This is a genomic window from Amycolatopsis sp. NBC_00348 (assembly GCF_036114655.1).
Lineage (GTDB): Bacteria > Actinomycetota > Actinomycetes > Mycobacteriales > Pseudonocardiaceae > Amycolatopsis.
This window is the reverse complement of sequence record NZ_CP107994.1, coordinates 3,992,390-4,016,132: the sequence shown is the minus strand read 5'-3', so window position 1 is coordinate 4,016,132 and position 23,743 is coordinate 3,992,390. Positions and strand designations below refer to the sequence as shown.

The following is a 23,743-nucleotide window of genomic DNA, read 5'->3' as shown; positions in this document are numbered from 1 at the left end:
TCATGACCACCCTGGAAGACACGCCCCTGGCCGACGGCGTCGCGGACCTCGCCGTCAGCACCGTCGAGAACGACCTCAGCCGCCGGTTCGTCCTGTCCCGGTTGGACGGTGCTCTCGACCGCATCGCCACGCGCTTGGCGACGGTCCTCACGCCCGGCGAACTGGCCCCGCTGCGCTTCGCGGCCGACGCGCTGAAGGGGCTGCCCGCCGCCGAGCGGGCCGCCGTCGAGTCCCACCCCTACTACATGTACTGGCTGGTCAAGCAGTACGAGCGGAGCGTGGCCGGCCAGCGGGCCGCGCTCCTGGAAGCCATGCCCGACGTCGGGCGGTTCGTGCTGCTGCCCGCGGCCCGGCACGGACTGGTCCCCGGCGGCGGGGTCGAGCTGCGGGCCCGGGGCGGCCAGCTCCGGTTCCCCGGTCACCTCCGGCACGTGCTGCTGCCCGTCGGCACCCCGGACGGCCCGGTCCACGCCACTGTGGACGGTGACCGGCTGAACGTGCGGGGGCCGGGGTGCGACATCCACGTCCCGGTGGCCGAGCTGCTCGGCGAGGTCGCGCCCGGCGGCGGCTCGCCGGTCGCCGAGCGGCCGCTGATCCCGGGCACCGCGATCGAGGTGGACGGCACCGACCCGTTCGTCGGCGACCTGTACGCGTCGATGAATGCCCGGCCGCCGATGGCCGGCTACCCGCCCCGCGACCTCGCCGCGATGCCGGTGGTGGCACCGGAGACGCTCGATCACCTGGCCGCGGCCTGCGCGCTGATCTCGCGCGCCTGGCCCGCCGCGGGCGCCGAGCTGCTCGGCTACACCCGGCTGCTGGTGCCGTTCGTGAGCCGGTCGTACTCGACGTTCGCCGAGGCGGCGTTCCCCGGCGCGGTGTTCATGGGGGAGTGCCGGCACCCGTTCTCGGACCTGATGTACACCGCCGAGCACCTGCTGCACGAGCACAGCCACGTGCGGCTGTGCATGATCATGGAGCAGGACCCGGTCTTCCACGGCAGTGGCGACACGCTCGTCGAGTCGCCGTGGCGGCGCGACCCGCGGCCGCTCATCGGGATCGTGCAAGGGGTCTTCGTCTTCGCCAGGGTCGCGCGGTTCCTGCGGTACGCCCACCGGCTGACCGGCGAACAGCGGTACGCGCGGCGGCGGATCGAGGTCGTGGCCGACGTCGAAGCCGCGTTGCAGGTGCTCGAGATCAACAACGTCGGGTTCACCCCGCTCGGGCGGACCCTGCTCGACCAGTTCGCCGCGGAAGCGCGGACCCCGGTCGAGGCCGGCCCGGGGGAGGAGCGGTGACGGCCGCCTTCGTCCCGGCGCGGCAGCCCGACGATCCCGCGCTGCTGGCCTGCGGTGACGCGGCTCTCCGGTCGCTGACCGCCGTGCTGAACGCCGGCGGCGCCGAGCCGGACGGGCCGCTGGCGGCCGCGCGGGCCCTGGTCGAGGCGGCCGACCCGGCGGCGTTGCGCGCCGCCGTGCTGCACCCGCTGTTCCGGCACTGGCGGTCCACATTGGACGCCCGGGTGAAGATCGGCGCCGGCGACCGGATCTCGGCGTGGCTGGACAGCCTGCCCCGGCTGCTGCTCGCCCCCGCGCTGCTCGCACGGGACGACTTCGCGCGCGTCCGGGTGCCGCTCGTGCGCGGCGACCAGCTGCGCGTTCCCGGGCTGCCGCGGCACCTCGTGGTGCGGCCGGGCACCGACCCGTCGGTGGTCGTGTCGCGGGAAGGCGGCGAGCTGCGCGTCGAACGCGACGGCGTCACCGAGACGTTCCCGGCCGGGATCCTCGCCGCCGCCGGGCTCGGGGAGTCCCGCAGGCCGGTGCTCGCGGGCACCCCGGTGGAGCTGGACGCGACCGACCCGTGGGTCGAGGAGGTGCTCGCCGGGGTCAACGCCACGCCGTCGCCGCCGCCGTACCCGCCGCGCGACATCCGCCCGGTGCCCGACGCGACCCGCGTCGAGGCGGTGTTCTCCCGCGCCGCCGGGCTGATCGGCCGCGCTTGGCCGGACTGCCTGGCCGAGCTGACCACCCACGTCCGGCTGGTCGTGCCGTTCACCAGCGCCCTGATGGAGGGGTGGACGTCGCTGTCGCACCTCGGCGCGATCTTCCTCCGGGCGGTGTCGGGCGACGACGTCCCCCACCCGGTCCGCTTCACCGCGGAACGGCTCGTGCACGAGGCCGCGCACACCCGGCTGTACGTGCTGTCCGTGCGCACGCGGTTCTTCGCCGAAGGCGGGCAGCACCGGCTGCTGTCGTCGCCGCTGCGCAAGGACGCCCGCCCGGCCGCCGGCGTCTACCACGCGGCGTTCGTCCTGGCCCGGGTCGCGGTCGTGATGGCCCGGGCGGCGGCCGTGACGGGCGACGAGCGGTTCGCCGAACGCGGCCACGAATGCCACGCCGAGTTCCGCGAAGCGCAGGACACCCTCGCGACGTCGGGGGCGCTCAGCGAGGCGGGGACCGAACTGCTGGAAGAGGCCGCCGCGCACGCGGCGAGCCCGGCGAGCGGCCGCGTGAGCGGGGCCCGCGCGGAAGGAGAAGGCACATGACGGCGGTCGGCACGGAAACGATGGTCCGGCTGCGGGCCCGGACGCAGCTGGTGAGCGACGGCGAGCGCGTCATCCTGCGCCTCGGGAAGCGGGTGCACGTGCTGGCCCCGTTCGACGAGGCCGTCGAGGAGCTGCTCGCCCGGCTGGCGGAGGGCGCCGAGCCGGAGGTGCTGTCCGGCCGGCTCGCCGCCCGGTTCGGCCCGGCGGCCGCCGCGGCGGCCGAGGCGGCCGTGAACCGGCTGCGGGAGCTGGGTTTCCTCGAAGAACCGCACACGCCCGACGACATCGACCCCGCCGATCTCTCGCGGCTGTCGCGGCTGGTGGACTTCTTCTCCGAGTTCGAGACGCCGGAGACGAGCCGGTTCGACTACATCCGGCGGCTGATCGGGTCCGACGTCGTCGTGCTCGGCACCGGCGGCCTCGGCAGCTGGATGGTCTACAACCTGCTGTGCATGGGTGTCGGGCGGCTGCGCCTGATCGACGGCGACGTCGTGGAAGCCTCCAACCTCAACCGCTCGATCCTCTACGCCGAAGGCGATGTCGGGCGCCGCAAGGTCGAAGCGGCGCGCGACGCGATCCGGCGGTTCGCGCCGCGCACCGACGTCGAGCTCCACGACCGGTACATCGCCGGCCCGGACGAGCTGGTGCCGCTCATCAAGGGCGCGGACCTGCTGGTGGGGTGCGCCGACACCCCGCCGTGGCTGATCCGGGAGTGGGCCGCGCGCGCCGGGCGGGAGGCCGGGGTGCCCAACATCAACGTCTCGGGCACCCGGGTCGGCCCGCTCTACGTGCCGGGCCGGACCAGCTGCCAGATGTGCGACTGGGCCGCCCTGGTCGACCGCAACCCCAAGATGCCGCGGCTCGTCGAGGCCGGCAGGCGGCTGCCCAAGGGGAACTCCGGCTCGCTCAGCTCCCTGGCGATGCTCGCCGGCGCGCCCGCGGCGCTCGACATCTTCCGCTTCCTGAGCGGGTACGCGCCGCCGGCCACGACGAACGCCGTCGTCGAGATCAGCGTCGACCCCGGCCCGGTGACCGTGCCGCGGCCGCCGCACCCGGAGTGCCCGGTGTGCCACGGCGAAGGCGGACAGGACGGCGCCGGTGCTGCCCGCCCGTGACCGGGTCGGCGCCGTCGCCTTCCGCCGGGCGATGGGCAACTTCGCGACCGGGGTGGCGGTCCTCGGCGTCCACCACGCGGGCGCGTCGCACGGGACCGCCGTCAGCAGCCTGACGTCGGTGTCGCTGCGGCCGCCGATGGTGCTGGTCTGCCTGGCCCGGGAGAGCCGCACCGCGCTGCTCGTGCGGGCCGCCGGGCGGTTCGCCCTCACGGTCCTGGGCGAGCGCGACCACCCGGCCGTCCGGCGGTTCTCCGACGGCGGCCGGCCGGACGGCGCGGCGCAGTTCACCGGCCTCGCGCACCGGACCGGCCCGCACACCGGCGCCCCGCTGCTCACCGGCGGCCTCGCCTGGCTGGAGTGCGAGGTCGCCCGGACCGTCGAGGGCGGCGACCACGACGTGGTCCTCGCCGCCGTCCTCGACGTCACCTCCGCCGCCGACCGCGCGCCCCTCGTGCACTTCCGCGGGGACTACGCCCGGCTCGGCGGCCCGACGCCTCGGGAAAGGGGCTCAGCACATGGAATTCCGTGACGTGATCCGCAAACGGCGGATGGTGCGCTCGTTCACCGACGAGCCGCTCGACGACGAGACCGTGCGGCGGCTGCTCGACGTGGCCAACCGCGGGCCGTCGGCCGGGTTCAGCCAGGGTTACGCGCTGCTCGCGCTGCGGACCGAGGAGGAGCGCGCCGAGTTCTGGCTCGCGCTCGGGCAGGACCCGGCGAAGGGCAACCCGGTCAAGCGCGCGCCGCTGATCGTCGTCCCGCTCGCCTCGAAGCAGGCGTACCTGGACCGCTACACGCAGGCGGACAAGAACTGGACCGACCGCGCGGAGGACCGGTGGGCGGTGCCGTACTGGTACATCGACACCGGGTTCACGGCGCTGCTGACGCTGCTGGCGACCGTCGACGCCGGGCTGGGCGCGAAGTTCTTCGGCATCCTCCCGCCGGTGCTGGACTCGTTCCGCGAACGCTTCGGCATCCCCGCCGAGTACACGCCGGTCGGCGCGATCGCGATCGGGCACCGCGACTACCGCCTCGACCCGGACCCGCCGTGGCGGCCCGCGATCGCCCGCAAGCCCCTGGAAGACGTCGTGCACTGGGGAAAGTGGTGACGCTGCTGACGACCGCGGCGCCGGACGCCGTGCTGCGCGCCGGGCTCGACGCGCTCGTGACGACGGCGGCGACCGCCGCGGTCGCGCGCGTGACCGACGGCGTGACGGGTCACGGCGCGGCCGCCGGGACCGCGGACCTGGCCACCGGCCGGCCCGCGGCGCCGGAGCACCTCTTCCGGGCGGGGAGCCTGACGAAGGCGTTCGTCGCGGTCGCCGTCCTCCGGCTCGTGGACGCGGGCCGCGTCGAGCTCGACGCCCCGGCCGGCTCGTACCTCCCGGAACTGCTGCGCGACCACCCCCGCGTGACGGTCCGGCAGTTGCTGAACCACACCGGCGGCCTGGTCGACACCACCGAGGTCCGGCCGGTCACCCCGGCGGACCTGCTGACCGCCGCGCGGTTCCGGACCACGGCGCCGAGCCGGCTCGCCGAGGCGGCGCTGGCCCGGCCCGCCCATTTCGAGCCGGGGGCGGAATGGCGTTATTCGAACACCGGTTACCTCGTGCTCGCGCTGCTTCTCGAGCGGGTTACCGGTGAGCGGTACGAAACGCTGCTCGGCCGGATCCTCGCGGCCGCCGGACTCGGCGCGAGCGTATTGCCCGGGACGTCGCCCTTCATTCCCGGGCCGCACCTGCGCGGGTACGCCTGGCCCGGCCGGGGTGGCGCGCGGCGGCCGATCGACATCACCGTGCAGAACCCGGCCAAGGCGTGGGGTTCCGGCGATCTGATCACGACCGCCGCCGACTTGTGCCGGTTCTTCACCGCGCTTTTCACCGCCGGTCTGCTCTCCCGCCGCGCACTGCGGGAACTGACCACGACCGTGCCCGCGGACGAGGGACGTGACTGGGGGCTCGCGCTGTTCCGCGGTGTCCTGCCCGACGGCCGGCCGGCGTGGGGCTGCACCGGTGGCTTCGGCGGCTACCTGACCGTCGTGCGGTGCGTCGAAGACCCCTTCCGCTGCGTATCGGTCTCGGTGACGCCGAAGTCGGAGACGGCGCTGCCGGACGTCCGGGCGTTCGCCGACCGAGTGCTCGCCGGGTTCCCCCGGTGAACCGTTGTCCCCCCGCTAGAGAGAGGAAGTGCTGATGGACGCGACCACCTCGGTCCGCTCCCGGCGCCGGAAAGCCAACCTGATCTTTGTCGGCGTGCTCGTGCTGGCCGTGGTGGCCGGCGCGCTCGTGTGGCTCTTCCGGACGCCCCAGGAAGTGCACGCGCAATCCGTTTCCGCGAGTTATCCGGCGGTCCGGCAGGACGCCGTCGTCACCGCGGGAAAGGATTCCGCGCCGGTGACGATCGACGTGTACGAGGATTTCCTCTGCCCGCACTGCGCGGAATTCGAGAAGAAGTATTCCGAGCGGATCCGGACGGAACTCGACGCGGGCCGGCTCAAGGTGCGTTACCACGAACTGCCGATGCTGCAGCGGAAACCGAACAGCGACCGCTATTCGCTGCGCGCGGCCAACGCGGCGTTGTGCGCGGCCGATCAGGGCGGGTTCGTTTCCTACCACGAGACGCTGATGCACAACCAGCCCCCGGAGGCGGCCCCGGTCTTCGACGACCCGAAGCTGATCGCGATCGGGCACGACCTCGGGATCACCGCGCCGGAGTTCGCGGCCTGCGTCACCGGGCAAACCCACTTCGCCGAGGTCGAGGCCGCCTTCGAGCAGGTGAAGGCCGAGCCGGCGTTCCAGGTCGACCGCCCGGACGGCAACGGGCGCGCCTTCCGCGGCACGCCGACCATCGCCGTCGGCACCCGCGTGCTGGACACCGACGACGAGCGGTGGCTGGCGAGCCTGGGGGTCGTGAGCTGAGCCCCGCGGGTCGCTCGAAATCGTCGAACCGGCCCGGCCGGATCGGCGATTTCCGGCAATCGCAGGTCAGGCGTTCGCGGCGCTCGTCGAATCATTTACCAAAGATTGAAAGCTCTTGATCTACTTGTGAGTTCTTGGTAAGCCGGATCCAAGCAGGCTGATCGACTTTGGGGGTTCTTCAGATGCTGAGGTTTTTCGTATTGGGGTCCTTGGCGGTACACCGGGACGGCCGAGCCATCGAACTGGGACCACCCCGCGCGCGCCAGACGCTGGCGACCCTGTTGATGAACCCGGGACGGACGGTGTCGGTCGACCGCCTCGTGGACGTGCTCTGGGCGGAGGAACCGCCGGCCCGCGCCCGGGCCGCCATCCAGGTCTACATCTCCCAGGTGCGGCGCGCGCTCGGCGCGGATCCCCGGGAGTACGTCGTGACCACCGGTTCCGGCTACCGGCTCGACGTCGACCCCGAAGCCGTCGACGTCGGCCGGTTCCGCAGCCTCGTGCGGCTGGCCCGCCGGTCCGACGACCTGCACCGGGTCGCCGGCGACCTGCGCACGGCGCTCGCGCTGTGGCGGGACCAGCCGCTGGTCGGCATGGCCGAGCACGTCCGCGAGGCGCTCTGCGAAGGCCTGGAGAGCGAACGGCTCGACGCGCTCGAACGCCGCGTCGAGTCCGATCTTGCGGTCGGCGGGCACGAAGAACTGCTCGCCGAGCTCTTCACGCTCGTCCGGGAGAACCCGCTGCGCGAACGGCTGCGCAAGGCCCTGATGTGCTGCCTCTACCTGTCGGGCCGCAAGCCCGAGGCCCTGGAGTTCTTCCGGGAGACCCGGCGGCACTTCATCGACGAGCTGGGCGTGGAACCGGGCGCGGAGCTGCGGAACCTGCACGCGGCGATCCTGCGCGACGACCTCGGGGACTTCTACGCGGCCCCGGCCGCCCCGGCGGGCCCGCGGCCCACCCCCGCCCAGCTGCCCGCGCCACCGCCGTCGTTCGCCGGCCGCGCCGCCGAGCTGACGCGGATCCTGCACGCCGGGCACGGCCGGACCGAGGCGCCCCGGATCGTCTCGATCGAGGGCATGCCCGGCAGCGGCAAGTCGGCCGTCGCGCTGTACGCGGCGCACCAGCTGGCCGACGACTACCCCGACGGGCAGCTCTACCTCGACCTGCGCGGGACCGGTGAGACACCGCTGCCACCCGGCGTCGCGCTGGAGCACCTGCTCGGTGCCCTCGACCACCCGGTGCCCGCCGACCCCGCCCGGCGGGCCGCCGCGTTCCAGGAGGTGCTCGCCGACCGCCGGATCCTGCTGCTGCTCGACGACGCCGCGTCCGCCGCCCAGGTGGCCCCGCTGGTGCCGGCCACCGGGCGATGTCTGGTCCTCCTCACGGGCCGGCACCGGCTCACCGGGATCGACCGGCTGGTCCGGCTGCCGCTGCACACCCTCCCCGAGGACGACGCCGTCGCCCTCCTGACCGCCGGCGCCGGGCACCCCGACGCCGGCGGGCGCACGGCCCTGGGCGAGCTGGCCCGCAAGTGCGGCCTGCTCCCGCTGGCCCTGCGCGCGGCCGTCGAGCACCTGGCGTACGGCACCCCGGAGACGGTCACCGCGGAACTGACCGATCCGCTGCGGCAGCTCGGCGGGGTGGCGGCCGCGTTCGGGAGCTCCTTCCGCGCGCTCACCGGCGCCACCCGGGAGCTGTTCCTCCTGCTCGGGCTGCACCCCGGCGCGCCGATCGAAGAGGGCGCGGCGGCGGCGATGGCGGGCGTGACCACTGCGCGGGCGCGTGGGCTGCTGGCGGACCTCGCCGACGCGGGCCTGCTCCGCGCGGAGCTGCCCGGCTTCACGATGCACGAACTGGTCCGGCGCTACGCCGCCGGCCTGGCCGAGCGCCACATCCCGCACCGGACCCGGGCCGCGGTGGTCGACCAGCTCGTCGAGTACTACCTGGACGAGGCGGACACCACGGTCCTCGTCCCGGCCCCGCGGGGCGCGTCCCCCGGCCGCGGCGAGCCGGGCGCCTGCGGCAACCGGCTCCCGGCCCTGCTCGCCCTGGCCGACCTGGACTCCGACGTCGCCCGCCCGGCCCGGTCGATCGCGCTGGCGCGGGCCTGGGCCCGGCACGCGGAGCTCGGCGGCGACCTCGACGCGGCCAAGGCGCTGACGCTGCGGGCCCTGCAGACGTCCCGGCGCACCGGGGACCAGCGCCGGGAAGCCGAGGCCCTGCACGACCTGGGCCGCTTCGAGGCCCGGACCGGCACGCTCGACGACGCCCGCACCCACTTGGTCGACGCGCTGGTCCTGCGCCGGGACCTGGGCGAGGTGCGGGGTGAGGCGCAGACCCTGTCGGTGCTGGCGGAGGTGGCCCGCCTGCTGGGCCCGACGCGGGACGCGGTCGACTTCTGCCGTCGCGCGCTGAACGTCCACCGGCACGCCGGCGACCGCGAGGGCGAGGGGTACGCCCTGCGCGTCCTCGGCGAGATCTCGCTCGACCGGGGCAAACCGGCCGAGGCCGTCGTGCACCTGCGCACCGCGCTCGGGCTGGTGGCGGAGACCGGGAACGAGACGCAGCACGGCCTGATCCTCGGCGCGCTCGGCCGGGCGCACGCCCTGCTGGGGCACCAGCCCGCCGACGTCACGCACCTCAACCGGGCCCTGGGCCTGCTGAGCCGGCCGCACCACCGGGTCGAGCGGGGGATCGTGCTGACCCACCTCGCCGACGTCCACCGCGACGCCGGGCGCATCTCCGACGCGCTCCACTGCCACCAGCGCGCCCTCGCCCTGGCGAAGATCACCGGGGAGCCGCTGCTGGAAGCGGGCGCGCTCAACAGCTTCGGCGAAACCCTCTACGACGCGGGAGACTTCGACGGCGCGCGGCAGGTGCACGAGTCGGCCCTCCAGCTGGGCCGCCGGACCGGCGTGCGGGCCGTCATCGCCCGGGCGCTCAACGGCCTGGCGCGAGCCGCGCTCGCCGTCGGCAGCCCGGAGAAGGCCCACTGGCTCTGGCGCAGCGCGCTGGGGGAGTGCGAGACGCTCGATTCGGCGCTCACCGCGCGGATCCGGGCGTGCCTGGCGGCCGGAGGCGCCCGTGAGGTGACCCGGTGACCGGCGTGCCGCTGGTCTTCGCCGACCTCGTGCTGATCCTCGTGCTGGCCCGGCTCTGCGGCGCGGCCGCGCTCCGGCTGGGACAGCCGCCGGTGATCGGCGAGATCGTCGCCGGTCTTCTGCTCGGGCCGACGCTGTTCCACGGCGCGGTCGCCGAGACACTCGTCCCGGCGGCCGCCCGGCCGACCCTGAGCGCGCTGGCCAACGTCGGGGTCGCGCTGTTCATGTTCGCCGTCGGGTTCGAGCTGGACCACGCGCACCTGCGCCGCGCCACCGGATCCGCGATCGGGCTGTCGGTGGTGAGCACCCTGCTCCCGCTGGGTCTCGGCGCCGGGCTCGGCGTCGTGCTGATCGCCGGGCAGCACCCGCGCAGCCCGCTCGGGTTCGTGCTGTTCCTCGGCGCGGCGATGGCGGTCACCGCGTTCCCGGTACTGGCCCGGATCCTCACCGACCGGCGGTTGCAGCACACCGCGCTCGGCCGGCTCGCACTGGCGACCGCGTCGATGAGCGACGTGCTCGCCTGGACGTTGCTCACGGTCGTGGCCGCCATCGCGCAGCCGGCGGGGGCCGGTCCGTGGCGGCTGCTCCTGGTCGTCCCGTTCGTCGCGGCCCTGGTCGCGCTCCGGCCGGTGCTGCGGTGGGCGCTGTGGCGCGAGCGGGGTGAGCGGGCGCGGCGGGTGCCCGCGGACCGGCTGACGGTGGTGTTCGTCGGCGTGCTGGCCGCCGGCTGGATCACCGAGTTCCTGGGCCTGCACCTCATTTTCGGCGCGTTCCTGTTCGGCGCGCTGCTCCCGCGCGGCGAGTCGGCCGACGCCCGCGCGGAGCTGGCCGGTTACGCCGACAAGATCGGGAAGCTGCTGCTGCCGGTGTACTTCGTCGTCGCGGGACTGCAGGTCGACCTCGCCGGCGTCGGCACCGCCGGGCTCCTGACGTTCGGGCTGATCCTCCTGGTGGCGGTGGCCGGCAAGTTCGGCGGCGGCTTCCTCGGCGGCCGGCTGGTCGGGCTGGACACCCGCGACGCCCTCGGGATGGGCGCGTTGATGAACACCCGCGGCCTCACCGAGCTGGTGGTGCTGAGCGTCGGGCTCCAGCTCGGTGTCCTGAGTGGAGCGCTGTACTCGATGATGGTCGTGATGGCGATCGTCACGACGGCGATGACCGGGCCGCTCCTGTCGCTGTTCGGCATCGGCGAGCCGGGATCGTTGCCGGACACCGGAAATCTCCGGACGGCCGGAACCGGGAGAAGCCGGGCGAATCGGTAGTCGCGTCGTTCGCCGGGGCCGCGGCGCACCGTACACTTCGGACCGAGAGCCGGACGGTGAGCGGGGGACACGGTGAGCGGTATCAGGGTTCTGGTGGCGGGAGCGAGCATCGCGGGGCCGGCGCTGGCCCACTGGCTGCGCCGGCGCGGGGCCGAGGTGACCGTGGTCGAGCGGGCTCCCGAGCTGCGGCCCGGCGGGCAGGCGGTCGACGCGCGCGGGGTGACCAAGGAGGTCATCCGGCGGATGGGGCTGGACGCGGCGGTGCGCGCGGCCCGCACGCAGACCGCCGGCGCGCACACCGTGGACGCCGACGGGACCGTGCTGGAGACCTTCAGCGCGGAGGACGACGGCGGCGACGGGTACATCTCGGAGATCGAGATCCTGCGCGGGGACCTGTCCCAGGTGCTCTACGACGACACCCGCGACGGCGTCGAGTACCTCTTCGGCGACCGGATCGCCGAGCTCCTCCAGGACGACACCGGTGTCGACGTGACCTTCGCGGGCGGCGTCCGGCGGCGCTTCGACCTGGTGATCGGGGCGGACGGGCTGCACTCGGCGCTGCGGGCGATGGTCTTCGGGCGGCGCGAGCGGTTCGTCCGCCACCTCGGGCTCGTGCTCGCCTTCTACAGCGTGCCCAACGAGTTCGGGCTGGATCGCTGGCTGCTCGACCACCAGGACCGCGCGTCCGGGCGCTCCGCCAGCCTGCGGCCCATCGGGGACACCACCCGGGCGATGGCCATGTTCTCCTTCCCCGCGGCCGAGTTCGACGTCGACTACCGCGACATCGCGGCCCAGAAGGACCTGCTGCGCGAGCGGATGGCCGGCCTGGGCTGGCTGACCCCGCAGATCCTCGCGCACCTGGACGACACCCCGGACTTCTACCTCGACCAGGTCGCCCAGGTGGTGCTGGACCGCTGGTCGAGCGGCCGGGTGGGGCTGCTCGGGGACGCCGCGTTCAGCGCGTCGCCGATGTCCGGGCAGGGCACCGGGCTGGCCCTGGTCGGCGCCTACCTGCTGGCCGGGGAGCTGGCCGCCGCCGGCTGGGACCCGGCGGCCGGGTTCGCCGGCTACGAGCGGCGGATGCGGTCGTTCGTCGAGGCCAACCAGGAGATCGGCCGGCTGCACGTGCGCAGTCTCGCGGTCCCCGGGCCGGACGACGAGCCGGGCGAGGAGCCCGACATGGAGGCGCTCACCGAGCTGGTCGAGCGGGCGATCAACGGCGTCGAGCTGCCTGATTACGCGGGCGTGCCGGACTCCGGGGCGCCGGTCACGCCGTAGCCGTCACGAAACGTCGTTCTGCGGCAGGGTTTTCCGCAGGTGCCTCAGGGTTTCGACGGTCCGGGCGCGATCGGCTTCGCCGCCGGCCACGCTGGCCACCAGCTCGGTGACGCCGGCTTCGGCGAAGCGGTGGATCGCGGCCGCGACCGCGTCTTCGTCGCCCGCCACGAGGGTCTCGGACGTGTCGGTCTTGCCCTGTTCGCCCAGGAGACGGCGGTAGCTGGCGAACCGGCTGGCGGCGCCCAGCCGGGCGGCGAGATCCGCGCGGACGCCGTCCGGGTCGGCCGTCACGCTCACCGGGATCGTGGCCACGACGCGCGGCGCGGGCCGCCCGGCCGCCGCGGCGGCTCGCGTGACGGCCGGCACGATGTGGTCGCCGATCACCTCGGGCCCGGCCCAGACCGTGGTCGTGCCGTCCGCGAGCTCCCCGGCGATCCGCAGCATCACCGGCCCGAGGGCCGAGACCAGCACCGACGGCGGCGTGCTGCCCGGGACGTCGACGATCCCCGCGGCGCTGACGGCCTCCCCGCGCCGCTCGACCTCTTCGCCGCGCAGCAGCGGCCGCAGCACCTGCAGGTATTCGCGGACGTGGCGCGCGGGGCGGTCGAACGACAGGCCGTACTGGCCCTCGATGATCTCGCGGTGGCTGGGCCCGATGCCGAGCGTCAGCCGGTTCCCGATGGCGGCCTGCACGCTCAGCGCCTGCCCGGCCAGCGCGAGGGGGTGCACGGCGTAGGTCCGCACGACGGCGGTGCCCAGGCCGATCCGCGGTACCCGCTGCCCGACCAGAGCGGCCACCGTCAGGGCGTCCCACGCCGTCAGCTGGGGGAAGAAGACGCTGTCCAGCCCCGCGGTCTCCGCGGCGCCGACCTGCGCGCCGATGTCGTCCAGGGTCACGTCCGCACTGGGGACGTACAGGCCGATCCGCATCATGCCTCCAAGGTGAACCGGAACTTCATCTTCCGGAACCACCGTACCCTAAGCTGAAGGTGATATTCCGGTTGATGGGAGGGACGCCGATGCGAGCGGACGCGCTGCGCAACCGCGAGCGGATCGCCGCGGCCGCCCTGACCCTGTTCGCCGAGCGCGGCCCGGACGTCTGCATGGACACCATCGCCCAGGCGGCCGGGGTGGGCGTCGGCACCCTGTACCGGCACTTCCCGGACCGGCAGGCGCTGCTGCTGGACATCGCCGCGGGCGCGTTGCGCGACCTGATCGAGTTCGGCGCCGGCGCGCTGGAGCGGGAGGACACCGGGTGGCAGGCGCTGGTGGCGATCGTGCGGTTCTGCGCCGGCCTGCCGCTGGCGCTGGCCAAGTCGCTGGCCGGGTCGCTGCCCGCCGGGACCGGGCTGCCCGAGCTGGAACAGGAGAGCGACGACCTGTTCGCGCGGGTCGTCCAGCGGGCGCAGGGGGAGGGCGCCGTGCGCCGGGACATCCCGCCGCCGGACGTTGTCGCCCTGCTCGCGGTGGTGGTCTGCCGCCCGGGCGCCCGGCCCGACGACCACCTGACGACCGTGATGCTCGACGGCCTGCGCCAGGAGTGCGTCCGCGCCACGTCGTGAGAAATGTTCATGATTCGGACATCGTTGACACTTCACGCACGTGTTCTTACTTTCGGTGCATGGCAACGGGATGGCGTCTCACACGACCGTGTCCGACGGCGTCCGCGAGACGGGTCTGTTGTCGCTGAGCGTGTCTCCGCGACCGATCCGTCCCGAGGAGTCCTCATGCACCGCGCCACCGAACGGCCGGCCGACCTCGACCACCTGCTCGCGCACGGGCCGTTCCCGGCCGCGCTGCGGGCGGCGATCGTCGCGCGCGGGCTGTCCCTGGACCGCATCCGCCACCGGCTCGCCCGGCGCGGCCTCTCGGTCAGCGTGCCCACGCTGAGCCTCTGGCAGTCGGGCCGCCGCCGTCCGGAACGCGCCGAGTCGCTGCGCGTCCTCACCGGGCTGGAGCAGGTGCTCGAGCTGCCCGCCGGCTCCCTCGGGACCCTGCTCGGCCCGCCGCGGCCGCGTGGCCGGGCCCCGGTCCGCGGCCGGGCCGGGCAGCTGGTGACCGTCAGCCAGCACGACCGGGCGGAGATCGACGCGCTCGGCGGGCTCTCGGCCGTCCGGGCCCGCGTCGTCCTGCGCGCCACCGCGGCCGGGCTGGACCGCTGGCCGGTGCGGTGGCACTTCGAGCCGGGCGTGGCGCCGAAGATCGTCGCGGACCGCAACTGCCGCGTCGGCAGCGTCGAGCACGACCTGGACCACGACCGGCTGACCGCCGAGCTCGTGCTGGACTCACCGCCCGCGCCGGGCGAATCCGTCGTCGTCGAATACCGCGCGACGTTCCCGGCCCGGCCCGTCGCGCGGGGGTACGTGCGGATCTTCGACCGGCCGGTACGCGACTACCTGCTCGAAGCCCGCTTCGCCGAGCTGCCCGCGCAGTGCGTCCGCGTCCACGGCGAGGACGCCGACCGTGAGCTGGTGCCGGACTCCGGCGGGACCGTGCACGTCGCCGAGGCCGACGTCGCGGGCCGGATCGGGATCCGCTGGGAGACGTGAAACAGGTGTGGCCCCGGCGAGTGCCGGGGCCACACCCTCCTTGCGCGGCGGCGTCAGGGAGCGACGTAGAGCGTGCGGTTCGGGCTGCCGCTGCCCGGGTTCTTGACCAGGTTCGGGGTCGAGGCGCTGATCAGGGCCTGGGCGACCTGGGCCGCGGTCGCCGTCGTGTGGGTGGCCAGGTAGAGCGCCGCCGCGCCGGCGACGTGCGGCGAGGCGAACGACGTGCCGTTGCCGGTGTAGGTGGCCGTGTCGTTGGTGTTCCACGCCGACGTGATGCCGACGCCCGGGGCGAACAGGTCGACCCCGGCGCCGTAGTTGGAGAAGGACGCGCGGGTGTCGGTCTTGTCCGCGGCGGCCACGGTGATCGCCTCGGCCACCCGGGCCGGCGACGACGTCGAGGCGTTGGCGTTGGAGTTGCCCGCCGCGACCGCCCAGGTGACGCCGGCGGCGATCGAGTTGCGGACGGCGGTGTCGAGCGCGGTCGAGACCCCGCCGCCGAGACTGGCGTTGGCGACGGCCGGCTTCTTCGCGTTGGCGGTGATCCAGTTGACGCCGGCGATCACGCCGGCGGTGGTGCCGCTGCCGTCGGAACCGAGCACCCGCACCGGGTACAGCTGCGCGCCCTTCGCGACGCCGTACTGCGACCCGGCGATCGTCGCGGCGACGTGCGTGCCGTGCCCGTAGCCGTCGTCGGCGTTCGTGTCGTTGTCGACGAAGTCGAAACCCTGGTGCGACGCCGTGGTGGCGTAGGTGTACTTGCTGTCCAGCGGCAGGTTCCGCTGGTCGATCCGGTCCAGGCCCCACGACGGCGGGTTCTGCTGCACGGCCTCGGTGCGCACGGTCTTGTCCTGCTCGACGAACGCGACCGCGGTGTCGGCGGCCAGCCGCTTGGCGTGCTTTTCGTCCAGGTGCACCGAGAACCCGGCGAGGTTCCGCGTGTAGACCCGGTCGACGGTGCCGCTGTAGCGCCGGGCCAGGTCACCGCGGTCGGTCGCGTTGTCCTTGAGCACGACGATGTAGCTGTCCTTGACGGCGTTCGCGTCGGCCGCGCCGAGCACGACGCCTTCCGCGGCCTGGGCGGGGGTGACTCCGGTCAGGACGACGGCCGCCGTGACGGCGACGGCGGCTCCGACGGATCTCGCTGCGCGCATTTCCTGCTCCTCGGGGAAGTGGGTTTCTCCGGCTCCGAAGCTAGGTCGCCCGGTGTTTCTTCGGCAGCCGCGGATTTTTGCGGTTTTACGGTGGGTTTTGCGGTTCCGCAACGGCGCCGGGCAAGCGTTTTCCCGCGACGGAGGCAGGTTTCCGCGGACTGGACGCCCCGCTCGGACCTGTCCGCGATGTGGGACCACCCGGCCCGGGCGCCGGGGCGGGCTTAGGCTGCGAGACGTGACGACGCTCGAGGAATCCGGGGCGGCCACCGCCCTGCCGCTGATCGACATCTCGCGCTTGCGCGGGCCCGCCGCGGACCGCGCGGCGTTCCTGGACGAGCTGCGGCGGGCCGCGCACGACGTCGGCTTCTTCTACGTGGTCGGCCACGGCGTGCCCGAGCGGCTGACCAGCGGGATCTTCGACGCGGCCCAGGAGTTCTTCGCGCTGCCCGTCGAGGAGCGGCTGGCGATCGAGAACATCCACTCCGCGCAGTTCCGCGGTTACACCCGCACCGGCCACGAGTACACCGGCGGGACGCCCGACTGGCGGGAGCAGATCGACATCGGCCCGGAACGCGAGCCGGTGGCGCCCGGCGGCCCCGCGTGGCAGCGGCTCATCGGTCCGAACCAATGGCCGGAAGCGCTTCCCGGGCTCCGCGAGACCACCCTCGAATGGCAGGCCGAAGCCCTGCGCGTCAGCCGCGAGGTGCTGCGCGCGCTCGCCGCGGCGCTGGGCCAGGACGAGGCCTACTTCGACGCGTGGTTCGACGAAGAAGCGTCCACGCACGTGAAGATCCTGCGCTACCCCGGCCGGCCGTCGGCCGAGCGGGACCAGGGCGTCGGCGCGCACAAGGACTACGGCTACCTGGCCCTGCTGCAGCAGGACGGGATCGGCGGCCTGCAGGTCCAGGCGGCCGACGGCAGCTGGATCGACGCCACCCCGGTGCCGGGCAGCTTCGTGTTCAACATCGGCGAGATGCTGGAGATCGCGACCCAGGGGTACCTGAAAGCCACCCGGCACCGCGTCGTCAGCCCGCAGGCCGGGGTCGAGCGGTTCTCGGTGCCGTTCTTCCTCGGGCCCCGGCTCGACGCCGTCGTCGAACCGCTGCGGCTCCCGCCCGAGCTGGCCGCGGACGCGAAGGGCGTCAGCGAGGACGCGGACAACCCGCTGCACGCGGCGTTCGGGGAGAACGCGCTGGTCGGCTGGCTGCGGTCGCACCCGAAGGTGGCGCAGCGGTGGTGGAGCGACGTGCTGGCGGAGCGCGGGTGAGCACCTTCGAGACCCGCCAGATCCACGCCGGCGCCCGCCCGGATCCCGCGACCGGGGCCCGCGCGACGCCGGTGTACCAGACGTCGTCGTTCGCCTTCGCCGACGCGCACCACGCCGCCGAGGCGTTCGCCTTGCGGGACCTGGAAACGCACGCCTACACCCGGTTGTCGAACCCGACGACCATGGTGGTGGAGGAGCGGCTCGCGGACCTCGAAGGCGGCGTCGCCGCGGTCGCGGTGGCCAGCGGCCAGGCCGCGACGACGCTGGCCCTGCTGAACATCGCCCGCGCCGGCGACCACATCGTGGCGGCGGCGAGCCTGTACGGCGGCACGTACAACCTGCTCGCCCACACCTTCGCCGACCTCGGGATCACCGTCGGCTTCGTGCGCGACCCCGACGACCTCGCGGCCTGGCGCGCCGCCATCCGGCCCGAGACGAAAGCGCTCTACGCCGAAACCGTGGGCAACCCGCGGGGGAACGTCCTCGACATCAGCGCCGTCGCCGAGGTCGCCCACACGGCCGGGGTGCCGCTGGTCGTCGACAACACCGTGCCCACGCCCTACCTCGCGCGGCCGCTGGAGCACGGCGCGGACGTCGTCGTCCACTCGACCACGAAGTTCCTGTCCGGGCACGGCACCGCGATCGGCGGCGTCGTCGTCGACGGCGGGACGTTCGACTACACCGCGGACCCGGACCGCTGGCCGCAGCTGACCCGGCCGGACCCGAGCTACCAGGGGCTCGTCTTCGCGCGGGAGTTCGGCGCGCTGGGCTACAGCCTCAGGCTGCGCACCAAGCTCGTCCGCGATCTCGGCCCCGCGGTCTCGCCGTTCAACAGTTTCCTGCTCCTGCAAGGCATCGAGACGCTGTCGCTGCGGATGGAACGGCACGTGTCGAACGCGCGGGCCGTCGCCGCGTGGCTCGCCGACCGGCCCGAGGTCGAGGCGGTGCACTACGCCGGGCTGCCGGGCAACCCGTGGCACGACGCGGCGAAACGCTACCTCCCGCTCGGCGTCGGCGCGGTGGTGGCGTTCGACCTGGCGGACGGCACCGAGGCCGGGATCCGGTTCGTCGACCGGGTGCGGCTGTTCAGCCACCTGGCCAACATCGGCGACGTGCGCAGCCTCGTCATCCACCCCGCGTCGACCACCCACGCCCAGCTCGACGCGGAGCAGCAGCTGGCGAGCGGCGTCACGCCGGGGCTGATCCGGCTTTCGGTCGGCCTGGAAGGAATCGGCGACCTGCTCGCCGACTTGGCACACGGACTGGGGACGCGTGATGGCTGAATTCAGCGGAAGCCGCGGGAAGATCCACTATGGACAGTGGAGCCCGCCCGAACCCGAGGCGCTCGTGGTGTTCTTCCACGGCCTGGGCGAGCACATCGGCAGCTACCGGCCCTTGTTCGACGCGCTCACCGGGGCCGGGTTCGCCGTCTGGGCCCACGACCACGCCGGGCACGGCCACAGTGACGGCGAGCGCGTCCTGATCGAGTCGGTCGACGACCTGCTCGCCGACGCCGCCACACTCGTGGAGCTGGCGCGCGACGCGCATCCCGGGCTGCCGCTGGTGGTCGCCGGGCACTCGCTCGGGGCGACCGTCGCCACGCTGCTCGTCGGCGAGGACCGGCTGCCGGACCGCCCGAAAGCGCTGGTGCTCGCCGGTTCCTCGCTGGTGCCGGACGCCGCCGGCGGGCTCGTGAACCTGCTCGCGAGCGGCGTCGACCCCTGGGAGCTGCGCAAGGACCCCGGCGAGCTGACCCGCCACCCGAGCTACGCGCAGCAGATCCGCGACGACCCGCTGACCTGGCAGGGCGGCCTGCGCCTGGAGACCCTGGGCGCACTCGGCGCGGCCGCACCCCGGGCGACGGCCGTCCTCGCGAAGCTTGACCTGCCGGTCCTGCTGCTGCACGGCGCCGAAGACGACCTCGCCCCCGCGGACGGCGCCCGGAAGGCCGCCGAGCTGCTGCCGGACGCCCGGGTGGTCGTCTTCCCCGAAGACCGCCACAACATCCTGAACGAACTCGACCGCGACGATGTCCACCGCGTCTTCGCCGAGTTCGCCGCCGAACACACCCGCGGCTAGGCGCTGTCCTATGAGCGGTTGAGCTGGACCTCTGGTGGTTGTGCCCGGCCTGACCAGGGTCACGGCTGGTTCGCGGTCTGCTTGACCGTCCGGATCACCGGCGCCGTCTCGATGTGCGTGATCGCGGGCAGCGCCGCCACCCGGGTCGTCAGGTAGCGGTACAGCGCCCGCTGGTCCGGGCACACGACGGTGGCGTAGAGGTTGCTCGGCCCGGTCGTGGCCGCGGCGAACGCGACCTCCGGGTGCCCGGCCAGCTCTTCCCCGGCCCGCGCCAGCTGGGCCGGCACGACCGAGAGCCAGAGCAGGGTCCGCGTGCCGGTGCCGAAGAGCTGTGCGTCGATGTCGATGTCCAGGTACAGGACGCCGTGGTCGCGCAGGTCGCTCATCCGGCGCCGGACCGTCGTCGGCGACCAGCCCGTGCGGGCGGCCAGCCGGGCGATGCCGGTGCGGCCGTCGGTGGCCAGCGCGGCGAGCAGCTTCCGGTCGCCGTCGTCGAGCCGCACCGGGCCCGGCCGGCGGGGCGACGGGGGTGGGCGCAGGCGCTCGACGGCGGCGTCGTCCAGCCAGCCGAGCTTGGCGATCAGGCTGTCCGGGCCGCCGTAGAAGGTGTGCAGCACCGAATGCGCGGTGACGCCCTCGACGCGCGGGGTGCGGGGGAGCTTCGCCAGCAGCAGCGCCTCGCTGTCGGCCGCGGTCTCCGTGCGCACCGTGCAGGTGATCTCGGTGCCGCCGGAGGTCAGGCTCACCCAGGACGTGTCGGGCCGGCGGGCCAGCGCCTCGGCGACCGGGACCGCCGCGGTGGGTGCGCACCGCACCCGCAGGAACCACAGCGCGCCACCCAGCGCGGCCGGGTCGACGTCGCCGACCACTCGCACGGCCCCCATCGCCCGCAACCGGGCGTAGCGGCGGGCGATGGTGCGATCCGACACCCCGAGAACGTCGGCGATCGTGCTGAACGCGGCCCGGCCGTCGACCTGCAGCGCGTGCACGAGCCGGCGGTCCAGCTCGTCGTAGTCGGATTCCACCGCTACAAGCCTACTGGTGCCGGATTCGACCGCGGATCACGTCGTTTCTGGCTCGGCCGCGGCGGTGGGAGCAGCGTGGGCCTCGTCCTGATCGACACGAACCAGGGGAGAATCCATGGACACCGGAGTGCTCGTCGTCGGAGCCGGCCCGACCGGACTGACGCTGACCAACGAGCTGCGGGTGGCGGGGGTGCCCGCGGTGCTCGTCGACAAACTGCCGCGGCGCAGCGAACTCTCGCGCGCCGGCGGCGTGCAGTCGCGCACGCTGACCGCACTCGACCAGCGCGGGCTCCTGGAACCGTTGCTGGCGACCGGGAACTACCCGACCAGCGCCGGGCACTTCGCCGGCATCGGGTTCTCGCCGGCGAACACCGCCCACCGCCTGCCGTGGCGGTCCGTGCCGCAGGTCGAGATCGAGGGGTTCTTCGAGCGGCACCTCGCCGCGCACGGCGTCCACGTCCGGCGTGACCACGAGCTGACCGGCCTCGGCCAGGACACCGACGGTGTCACCGCCACCTTCGCCAATGGCGCGGTCGTCCGCGCCCGCTACCTCGTGGCCGCCGACGGCGCGCACAGCGTGGTGCGATCCCTGCTGGGGGCCGGGTTCCCGGGCCGCCCGGGCACGTCGACGGTGATCGCCGCCGACGTCCGGCTCAGCGGTGCCGGTGAGCCGATGTCGCACACGTGGACCGACGACGGTTACTGGGTGGCGCTGTACCCGCTCGGCACGGACGCGCGGGGCCGGCCGTTGCGCCGGCTCGTCCTGGGCGGCCCGGACGCGCCGGCGCGGGACGTCCCGGTCACCGAGGACGAGATCCGCGGCGGCCTGAAGGAGGTGTTCGGCTCCGCCGTCGAGCTGCTCGAACTGCGTTACGGCCGGCGCATCACCAACGCGGCCCGGCAGGCCGAGCGCTACCGGCACGGGCGGGTCTTCCTGGCCGGCGACGCCGCGCACGTCCACCTGCCGCTCGGCGCGCAGGGCATGAACACCGGCATGCAGGACGCGCTGAACCTCGGCTGGAAGCTCGGCGCCGCCGTCCACGGCTGGGCGCCGGCGGGCCTGCTGGACACCTACCACGCGGAGCGGCACCCGGTCGGCGCGGCGGTGCTGCGCAACGTCCAGGCGCAGAGCCTGCTGATGGACTGGGCGGGCACCCGCGACCCGGACGTCGTCGCCACCAGGGAGCTGTTCGTGGCGCTGGCGGAGCTGCCGGAGGTGCAGCGCCACCTCGGCGACCTGCTGTCCGGGATGGCGATCCGCTACGAGATGCCGGGCATCGAGGCCCACCCGTCGATCGGCCGCCCGGCGCCGGACCTGCGGCTGGGCGAGGTCCGGCTGCACGAGCTGCTGCGCCCGGGCCGCGGCGTCCTGCTCGACCCGGACGACGCCTTCGCCGAGGTGGCCGGCCGCCGGCCGGATCGGGTCGACCGCGCAGGTGTGGGCGCGGCGACCGAGCCGTTGCTCGTCCGTCCGGACGGCTACGTCTGCTGGGCCGGCGACCCGGACGAACTGGAACCGGCGCTTGCCCGGTGGTTCGGCGAACCACGCGGCTGACCGGGCCGGTTCGCGACGAGCAGGACTGGGTATTCGCGGGGTGGACCCCGGCTACGGTCGGTGTCGACGGGGTGACCGGACGAACAGGAGGCCGTGGGTGGGGCGGAAGATGCGCTGGGCAGTGGTCAGTGGGGACGGATTGCCGGTCAGCGGGTTGCTGACGATCTTCCGCAACGTCGTCGACCGGGCGCGTGACGCGGACTTGCTGGAGTTCCCGGTCACCGCGGACCTCGGCTACTCGTGGCGGGCGGACAAGCAGCGGTTCTTCCCGCGCGGCCTGCCGGGCGCCGAATACCCGTCGTGGCTGCAGGTCTCCGACGCAGTGCCGGTATCGGTGGATCCCGCGCGGTGGATGGAAAAGCTCGACACGATCCGCCGCACCGTGGCCGCGGCGGAGGAGCTGGACGAGGCCGAGGCCGCCGGCTTGCGGCGTGAGATCGAGACCTACAGCGAACACTACGAAAAGTACTTCCACGACTGGTTCACCGAGCACGACGTCGACTGGGTGATCGCGATCAACCTCACCCTCTCGGACGCCGTCCCGGTCACCACGGCGCTGCACCGCGCCGCGGCCCGCCGGTGGGCGGGGGACCGGCCGGGCGGGGTGCTGTACTGGGACCACGACCTGTTCGGCAGCTGCGCGATCTTCGAGGACGGCAAACGGTTCTACCCCGCCGCGCCCAACGACTTCACGCCCGTGCCCGGCACCACCGAATCGGACCGGTGGGCGGTGGTGTCGCCGGCGTTGCTGACCGAGGCGCGGAAGTACCCGTCCGAGCTGGAGCCGGAGCTGCTCACCAACGTCCTCCCGCTGGTGCCCGGCGGCCCGCTCGAGTCCCGCCACCGGGAGTTCCTGGCCGAACGCGACATCGAGCCGGACCGCCCGGTCGTGCTGGTGCCCGTGCGGGTCTTCGCCGTGAAGGGCGTGGACATCTCCGTGCGGGTGTTCGCCGGTGCGCGTGAAGAGTGCGCGCGGCTCGGCGTGCCCGACCCGGTCCTGCTGGTGTTCGGCAGCCTCGACGAGGAGCCGGGGTACGCGGACGTCGTGCGCGAGGCCGTGGCGGAGACGGACGCCGCCGACGCCGTCCGCTTCCTCGACGGGGTCCCGATTTCGAGCCACCGCGACAGCGCCGGCGCGTGGCAGCTGGACGAGATCGACCTGGTGCGGGTGGCGCGGGCCTCGCACGGCGCGGTGCTGTTCACGCCGAGCTGCGTCGACGTCGAGACCGTCGGGCTCGGCCCGGCCCTCGCGGCGCTGGCGGGCATCCCGTGCGCCGTAACGCCGTACGACGCGTTCGCCGACCACTTCGGCCCCGGCTTCAACCGTGTCGAGGTGGATCCCGAGGACCCGCGCCCGGCCGGTCACGACCTGGCCTGCCAGCTGTCGGCGTTGCGCGAGGGCGACGACTCCTTGGCAGCGGCGATGCGGGCCAACCTGGCCCGGGTGCAGGAGCGCTTCCCGGACGGCCCCTGGACGACGTTCCTGACCGCGATGGCCGACGGAACGGCCTGACGCAAGGGAAATCGGTGGACGCCGGGGCCGGGTGTGGCGCATCCTCTGGGAGAGCTACTACTTCGGACCGCGGTCGAGCGACTCGGCCACGACGAGCAGGGAGGGCAAGCCGTGAACTCGATGCCGAGCCGAGCCCGCCATCCGCGCTCGCGGCACCGCTGAACCACCGCCGGTGCCCGTGGGGAGACGCGCCGGAGCGCGGGTGATCGTCGCTCGATCGCCGGAGAGGGTTCGACTCCCTCGTCTTCCACCGTGACCGAAGCCGAAGTAGACGAGGCCCCAGGTTGTGGCCCTGGGTTCAGCCGGTGCGAGTCCGGTCGGTCACTCCACCCTCCGCGCGTGGCCCGGTGGCCACCTGGGACTCATGATCCCGGGGCGCCTGGTTCGG

The 23,743-nt window shown here is 73.9% G+C and carries 20 protein-coding genes; 17 read left to right on the top strand and 3 right to left on the bottom strand.

Translation table 11 applies throughout. From position 1 onward, the window contains the following. Nucleotides 1-2: 2 nt before the first annotated feature. The 10 genes from OHS58_RS17285 (at nucleotide 3) to OHS58_RS17240 (ending at nucleotide 12,216) form a co-directional block, all read left to right on the top strand. The gene (locus OHS58_RS17285) at nucleotides 3-1,295 is read left to right on the top strand and encodes an aKG-HExxH-type peptide beta-hydroxylase (protein ID WP_326948837.1); all 1,293 of its coding nucleotides are present in this window, start codon (nucleotides 3-5) and stop codon (nucleotides 1,293-1,295) included. Then, nucleotides 1,292-2,542 carry an aKG-HExxH-type peptide beta-hydroxylase gene (locus OHS58_RS17280; RefSeq protein ID WP_328648993.1) on the top strand — a complete coding sequence of 417 codons (1,251 nt, stop codon included), beginning with the start codon at nucleotides 1,292-1,294 and terminating at the stop codon, nucleotides 2,540-2,542. Before OHS58_RS17285 ends, OHS58_RS17280 begins: the two co-directional genes overlap by 4 nt. Further along, entirely contained in the window at nucleotides 2,539-3,657 is a 1,119-nt protein-coding gene (locus tag OHS58_RS17275; protein ID WP_328648992.1) for a HesA/MoeB/ThiF family protein, read from the top strand. The genes OHS58_RS17280 and OHS58_RS17275 overlap by 4 nt, the downstream gene beginning before the upstream one ends. Further along, nucleotides 3,641-4,186 (top strand): flavin reductase family protein, encoded by a 546-nt coding sequence (locus OHS58_RS17270; RefSeq protein ID WP_326948840.1) that lies wholly within the window; start codon nucleotides 3,641-3,643, stop codon nucleotides 4,184-4,186. Before OHS58_RS17275 ends, OHS58_RS17270 begins: the two co-directional genes overlap by 17 nt. After that, nucleotides 4,173-4,766, top strand: coding sequence for a nitroreductase family protein (locus OHS58_RS17265; RefSeq protein WP_326948841.1), 594 nt, complete (start codon nucleotides 4,173-4,175; stop codon nucleotides 4,764-4,766). Before OHS58_RS17270 ends, OHS58_RS17265 begins: the two co-directional genes overlap by 14 nt. Beyond that, nucleotides 4,760-5,815 carry a serine hydrolase domain-containing protein gene (locus OHS58_RS17260; RefSeq protein ID WP_328648991.1) on the top strand — a complete coding sequence of 352 codons (1,056 nt, stop codon included), beginning with the start codon at nucleotides 4,760-4,762 and terminating at the stop codon, nucleotides 5,813-5,815. Before OHS58_RS17265 ends, OHS58_RS17260 begins: the two co-directional genes overlap by 7 nt. Before the next feature lie 34 nt (nucleotides 5,816-5,849). After that, nucleotides 5,850-6,575, top strand: coding sequence for a DsbA family protein (locus OHS58_RS17255; protein WP_326953964.1), 726 nt, complete (start codon nucleotides 5,850-5,852; stop codon nucleotides 6,573-6,575). Nucleotides 6,576-6,757: 182 nt separating this feature from the next. Beyond that, entirely contained in the window at nucleotides 6,758-9,676 is a 2,919-nt protein-coding gene (locus tag OHS58_RS17250) for an AfsR/SARP family transcriptional regulator (protein ID WP_328648990.1), read from the top strand. Then, entirely contained in the window at nucleotides 9,673-10,938 is a 1,266-nt protein-coding gene (locus tag OHS58_RS17245; protein WP_328648989.1) for a cation:proton antiporter domain-containing protein, read from the top strand. Before OHS58_RS17250 ends, OHS58_RS17245 begins: the two co-directional genes overlap by 4 nt. 90 nt (nucleotides 10,939-11,028) lie before the next feature. Beyond that, the gene (locus OHS58_RS17240) at nucleotides 11,029-12,216 is read left to right on the top strand and encodes an FAD-dependent monooxygenase (protein ID WP_442875565.1); all 1,188 of its coding nucleotides are present in this window, start codon (nucleotides 11,029-11,031) and stop codon (nucleotides 12,214-12,216) included. Nucleotides 12,217-12,219: 3 nt separating this feature from the next. Here OHS58_RS17240 and OHS58_RS17235 read toward each other — a convergent pair whose 3' ends face one another. Continuing rightward, complete coding sequence (locus tag OHS58_RS17235) at nucleotides 12,220-13,149, bottom strand: TIGR03564 family F420-dependent LLM class oxidoreductase (RefSeq protein WP_328648987.1); 930 nt, start codon at nucleotides 13,147-13,149, stop codon at nucleotides 12,220-12,222. Nucleotides 13,150-13,235: 86 nt separating this feature from the next. On the opposite strand from OHS58_RS17235, the gene OHS58_RS17230 reads away from it, so the two are divergent. Together OHS58_RS17230 and OHS58_RS17225 are read left to right on the top strand one after the other, a co-directional pair. Further along, nucleotides 13,236-13,778, top strand: a complete 543-nt coding sequence (locus OHS58_RS17230) for a TetR/AcrR family transcriptional regulator (protein ID WP_328648986.1) — start codon at nucleotides 13,236-13,238, stop codon at nucleotides 13,776-13,778. 165 nt (nucleotides 13,779-13,943) lie between these two features. Beyond that, nucleotides 13,944-14,765: a hypothetical protein gene (locus OHS58_RS17225; RefSeq protein ID WP_328648985.1), complete on the top strand. Its 822-nt coding sequence runs from the start codon at nucleotides 13,944-13,946 to the stop codon at nucleotides 14,763-14,765. Nucleotides 14,766-14,818: 53 nt separating this feature from the next. On the opposite strand, the gene OHS58_RS17220 is transcribed toward OHS58_RS17225, so the two are convergent. Next, nucleotides 14,819-15,916, bottom strand: coding sequence for a S8 family peptidase (locus OHS58_RS17220; RefSeq protein ID WP_328648984.1), 1,098 nt, complete (start codon nucleotides 15,914-15,916; stop codon nucleotides 14,819-14,821). Between the two features lie 235 nt (nucleotides 15,917-16,151). Between OHS58_RS17220 and OHS58_RS17215 the strand changes: the two genes are divergently transcribed. Genes OHS58_RS17215 through OHS58_RS17205 form a run of 3 tightly spaced genes read left to right on the top strand, consistent with a single transcriptional unit; the run spans nucleotide 16,152 to nucleotide 19,262 of the window. Beyond that, the gene (locus tag OHS58_RS17215) at nucleotides 16,152-17,183 is read left to right on the top strand and encodes an isopenicillin N synthase family dioxygenase (RefSeq protein ID WP_326948851.1); all 1,032 of its coding nucleotides are present in this window, start codon (nucleotides 16,152-16,154) and stop codon (nucleotides 17,181-17,183) included. Continuing rightward, nucleotides 17,180-18,466 (top strand): O-acetylhomoserine aminocarboxypropyltransferase/cysteine synthase family protein, encoded by a 1,287-nt coding sequence (locus OHS58_RS17210; protein WP_328648983.1) that lies wholly within the window; start codon nucleotides 17,180-17,182, stop codon nucleotides 18,464-18,466. The genes OHS58_RS17215 and OHS58_RS17210 overlap by 4 nt, the downstream gene beginning before the upstream one ends. Then, on the top strand, nucleotides 18,459-19,262 hold the full coding sequence (locus OHS58_RS17205) for an alpha/beta fold hydrolase (RefSeq protein WP_328648982.1): 804 nt from the start codon (nucleotides 18,459-18,461) through the stop codon (nucleotides 19,260-19,262). Before OHS58_RS17210 ends, OHS58_RS17205 begins: the two co-directional genes overlap by 8 nt. A 59-nt stretch (nucleotides 19,263-19,321) precedes the next feature. Here OHS58_RS17205 and OHS58_RS17200 read toward each other — a convergent pair whose 3' ends face one another. Then, a complete protein-coding gene (locus OHS58_RS17200) occupies nucleotides 19,322-20,287 on the bottom strand; it encodes an Lrp/AsnC family transcriptional regulator (RefSeq protein WP_328648981.1) in 966 nt (321 codons plus the stop codon). A gap of 115 nt (nucleotides 20,288-20,402) precedes the next feature. On the opposite strand from OHS58_RS17200, the gene OHS58_RS17195 reads away from it, so the two are divergent. Both OHS58_RS17195 and OHS58_RS17190 read left to right on the top strand, forming a co-directional pair. After that, a complete protein-coding gene (locus OHS58_RS17195) occupies nucleotides 20,403-21,842 on the top strand; it encodes an FAD-dependent monooxygenase (protein ID WP_328648980.1) in 1,440 nt (479 codons plus the stop codon). 109 nt (nucleotides 21,843-21,951) lie between these two features. Further along, nucleotides 21,952-23,355 carry a hypothetical protein gene (locus OHS58_RS17190; protein ID WP_328648979.1) on the top strand — a complete coding sequence of 468 codons (1,404 nt, stop codon included), beginning with the start codon at nucleotides 21,952-21,954 and terminating at the stop codon, nucleotides 23,353-23,355. Nucleotides 23,356-23,743 lie beyond the last annotated feature (388 nt).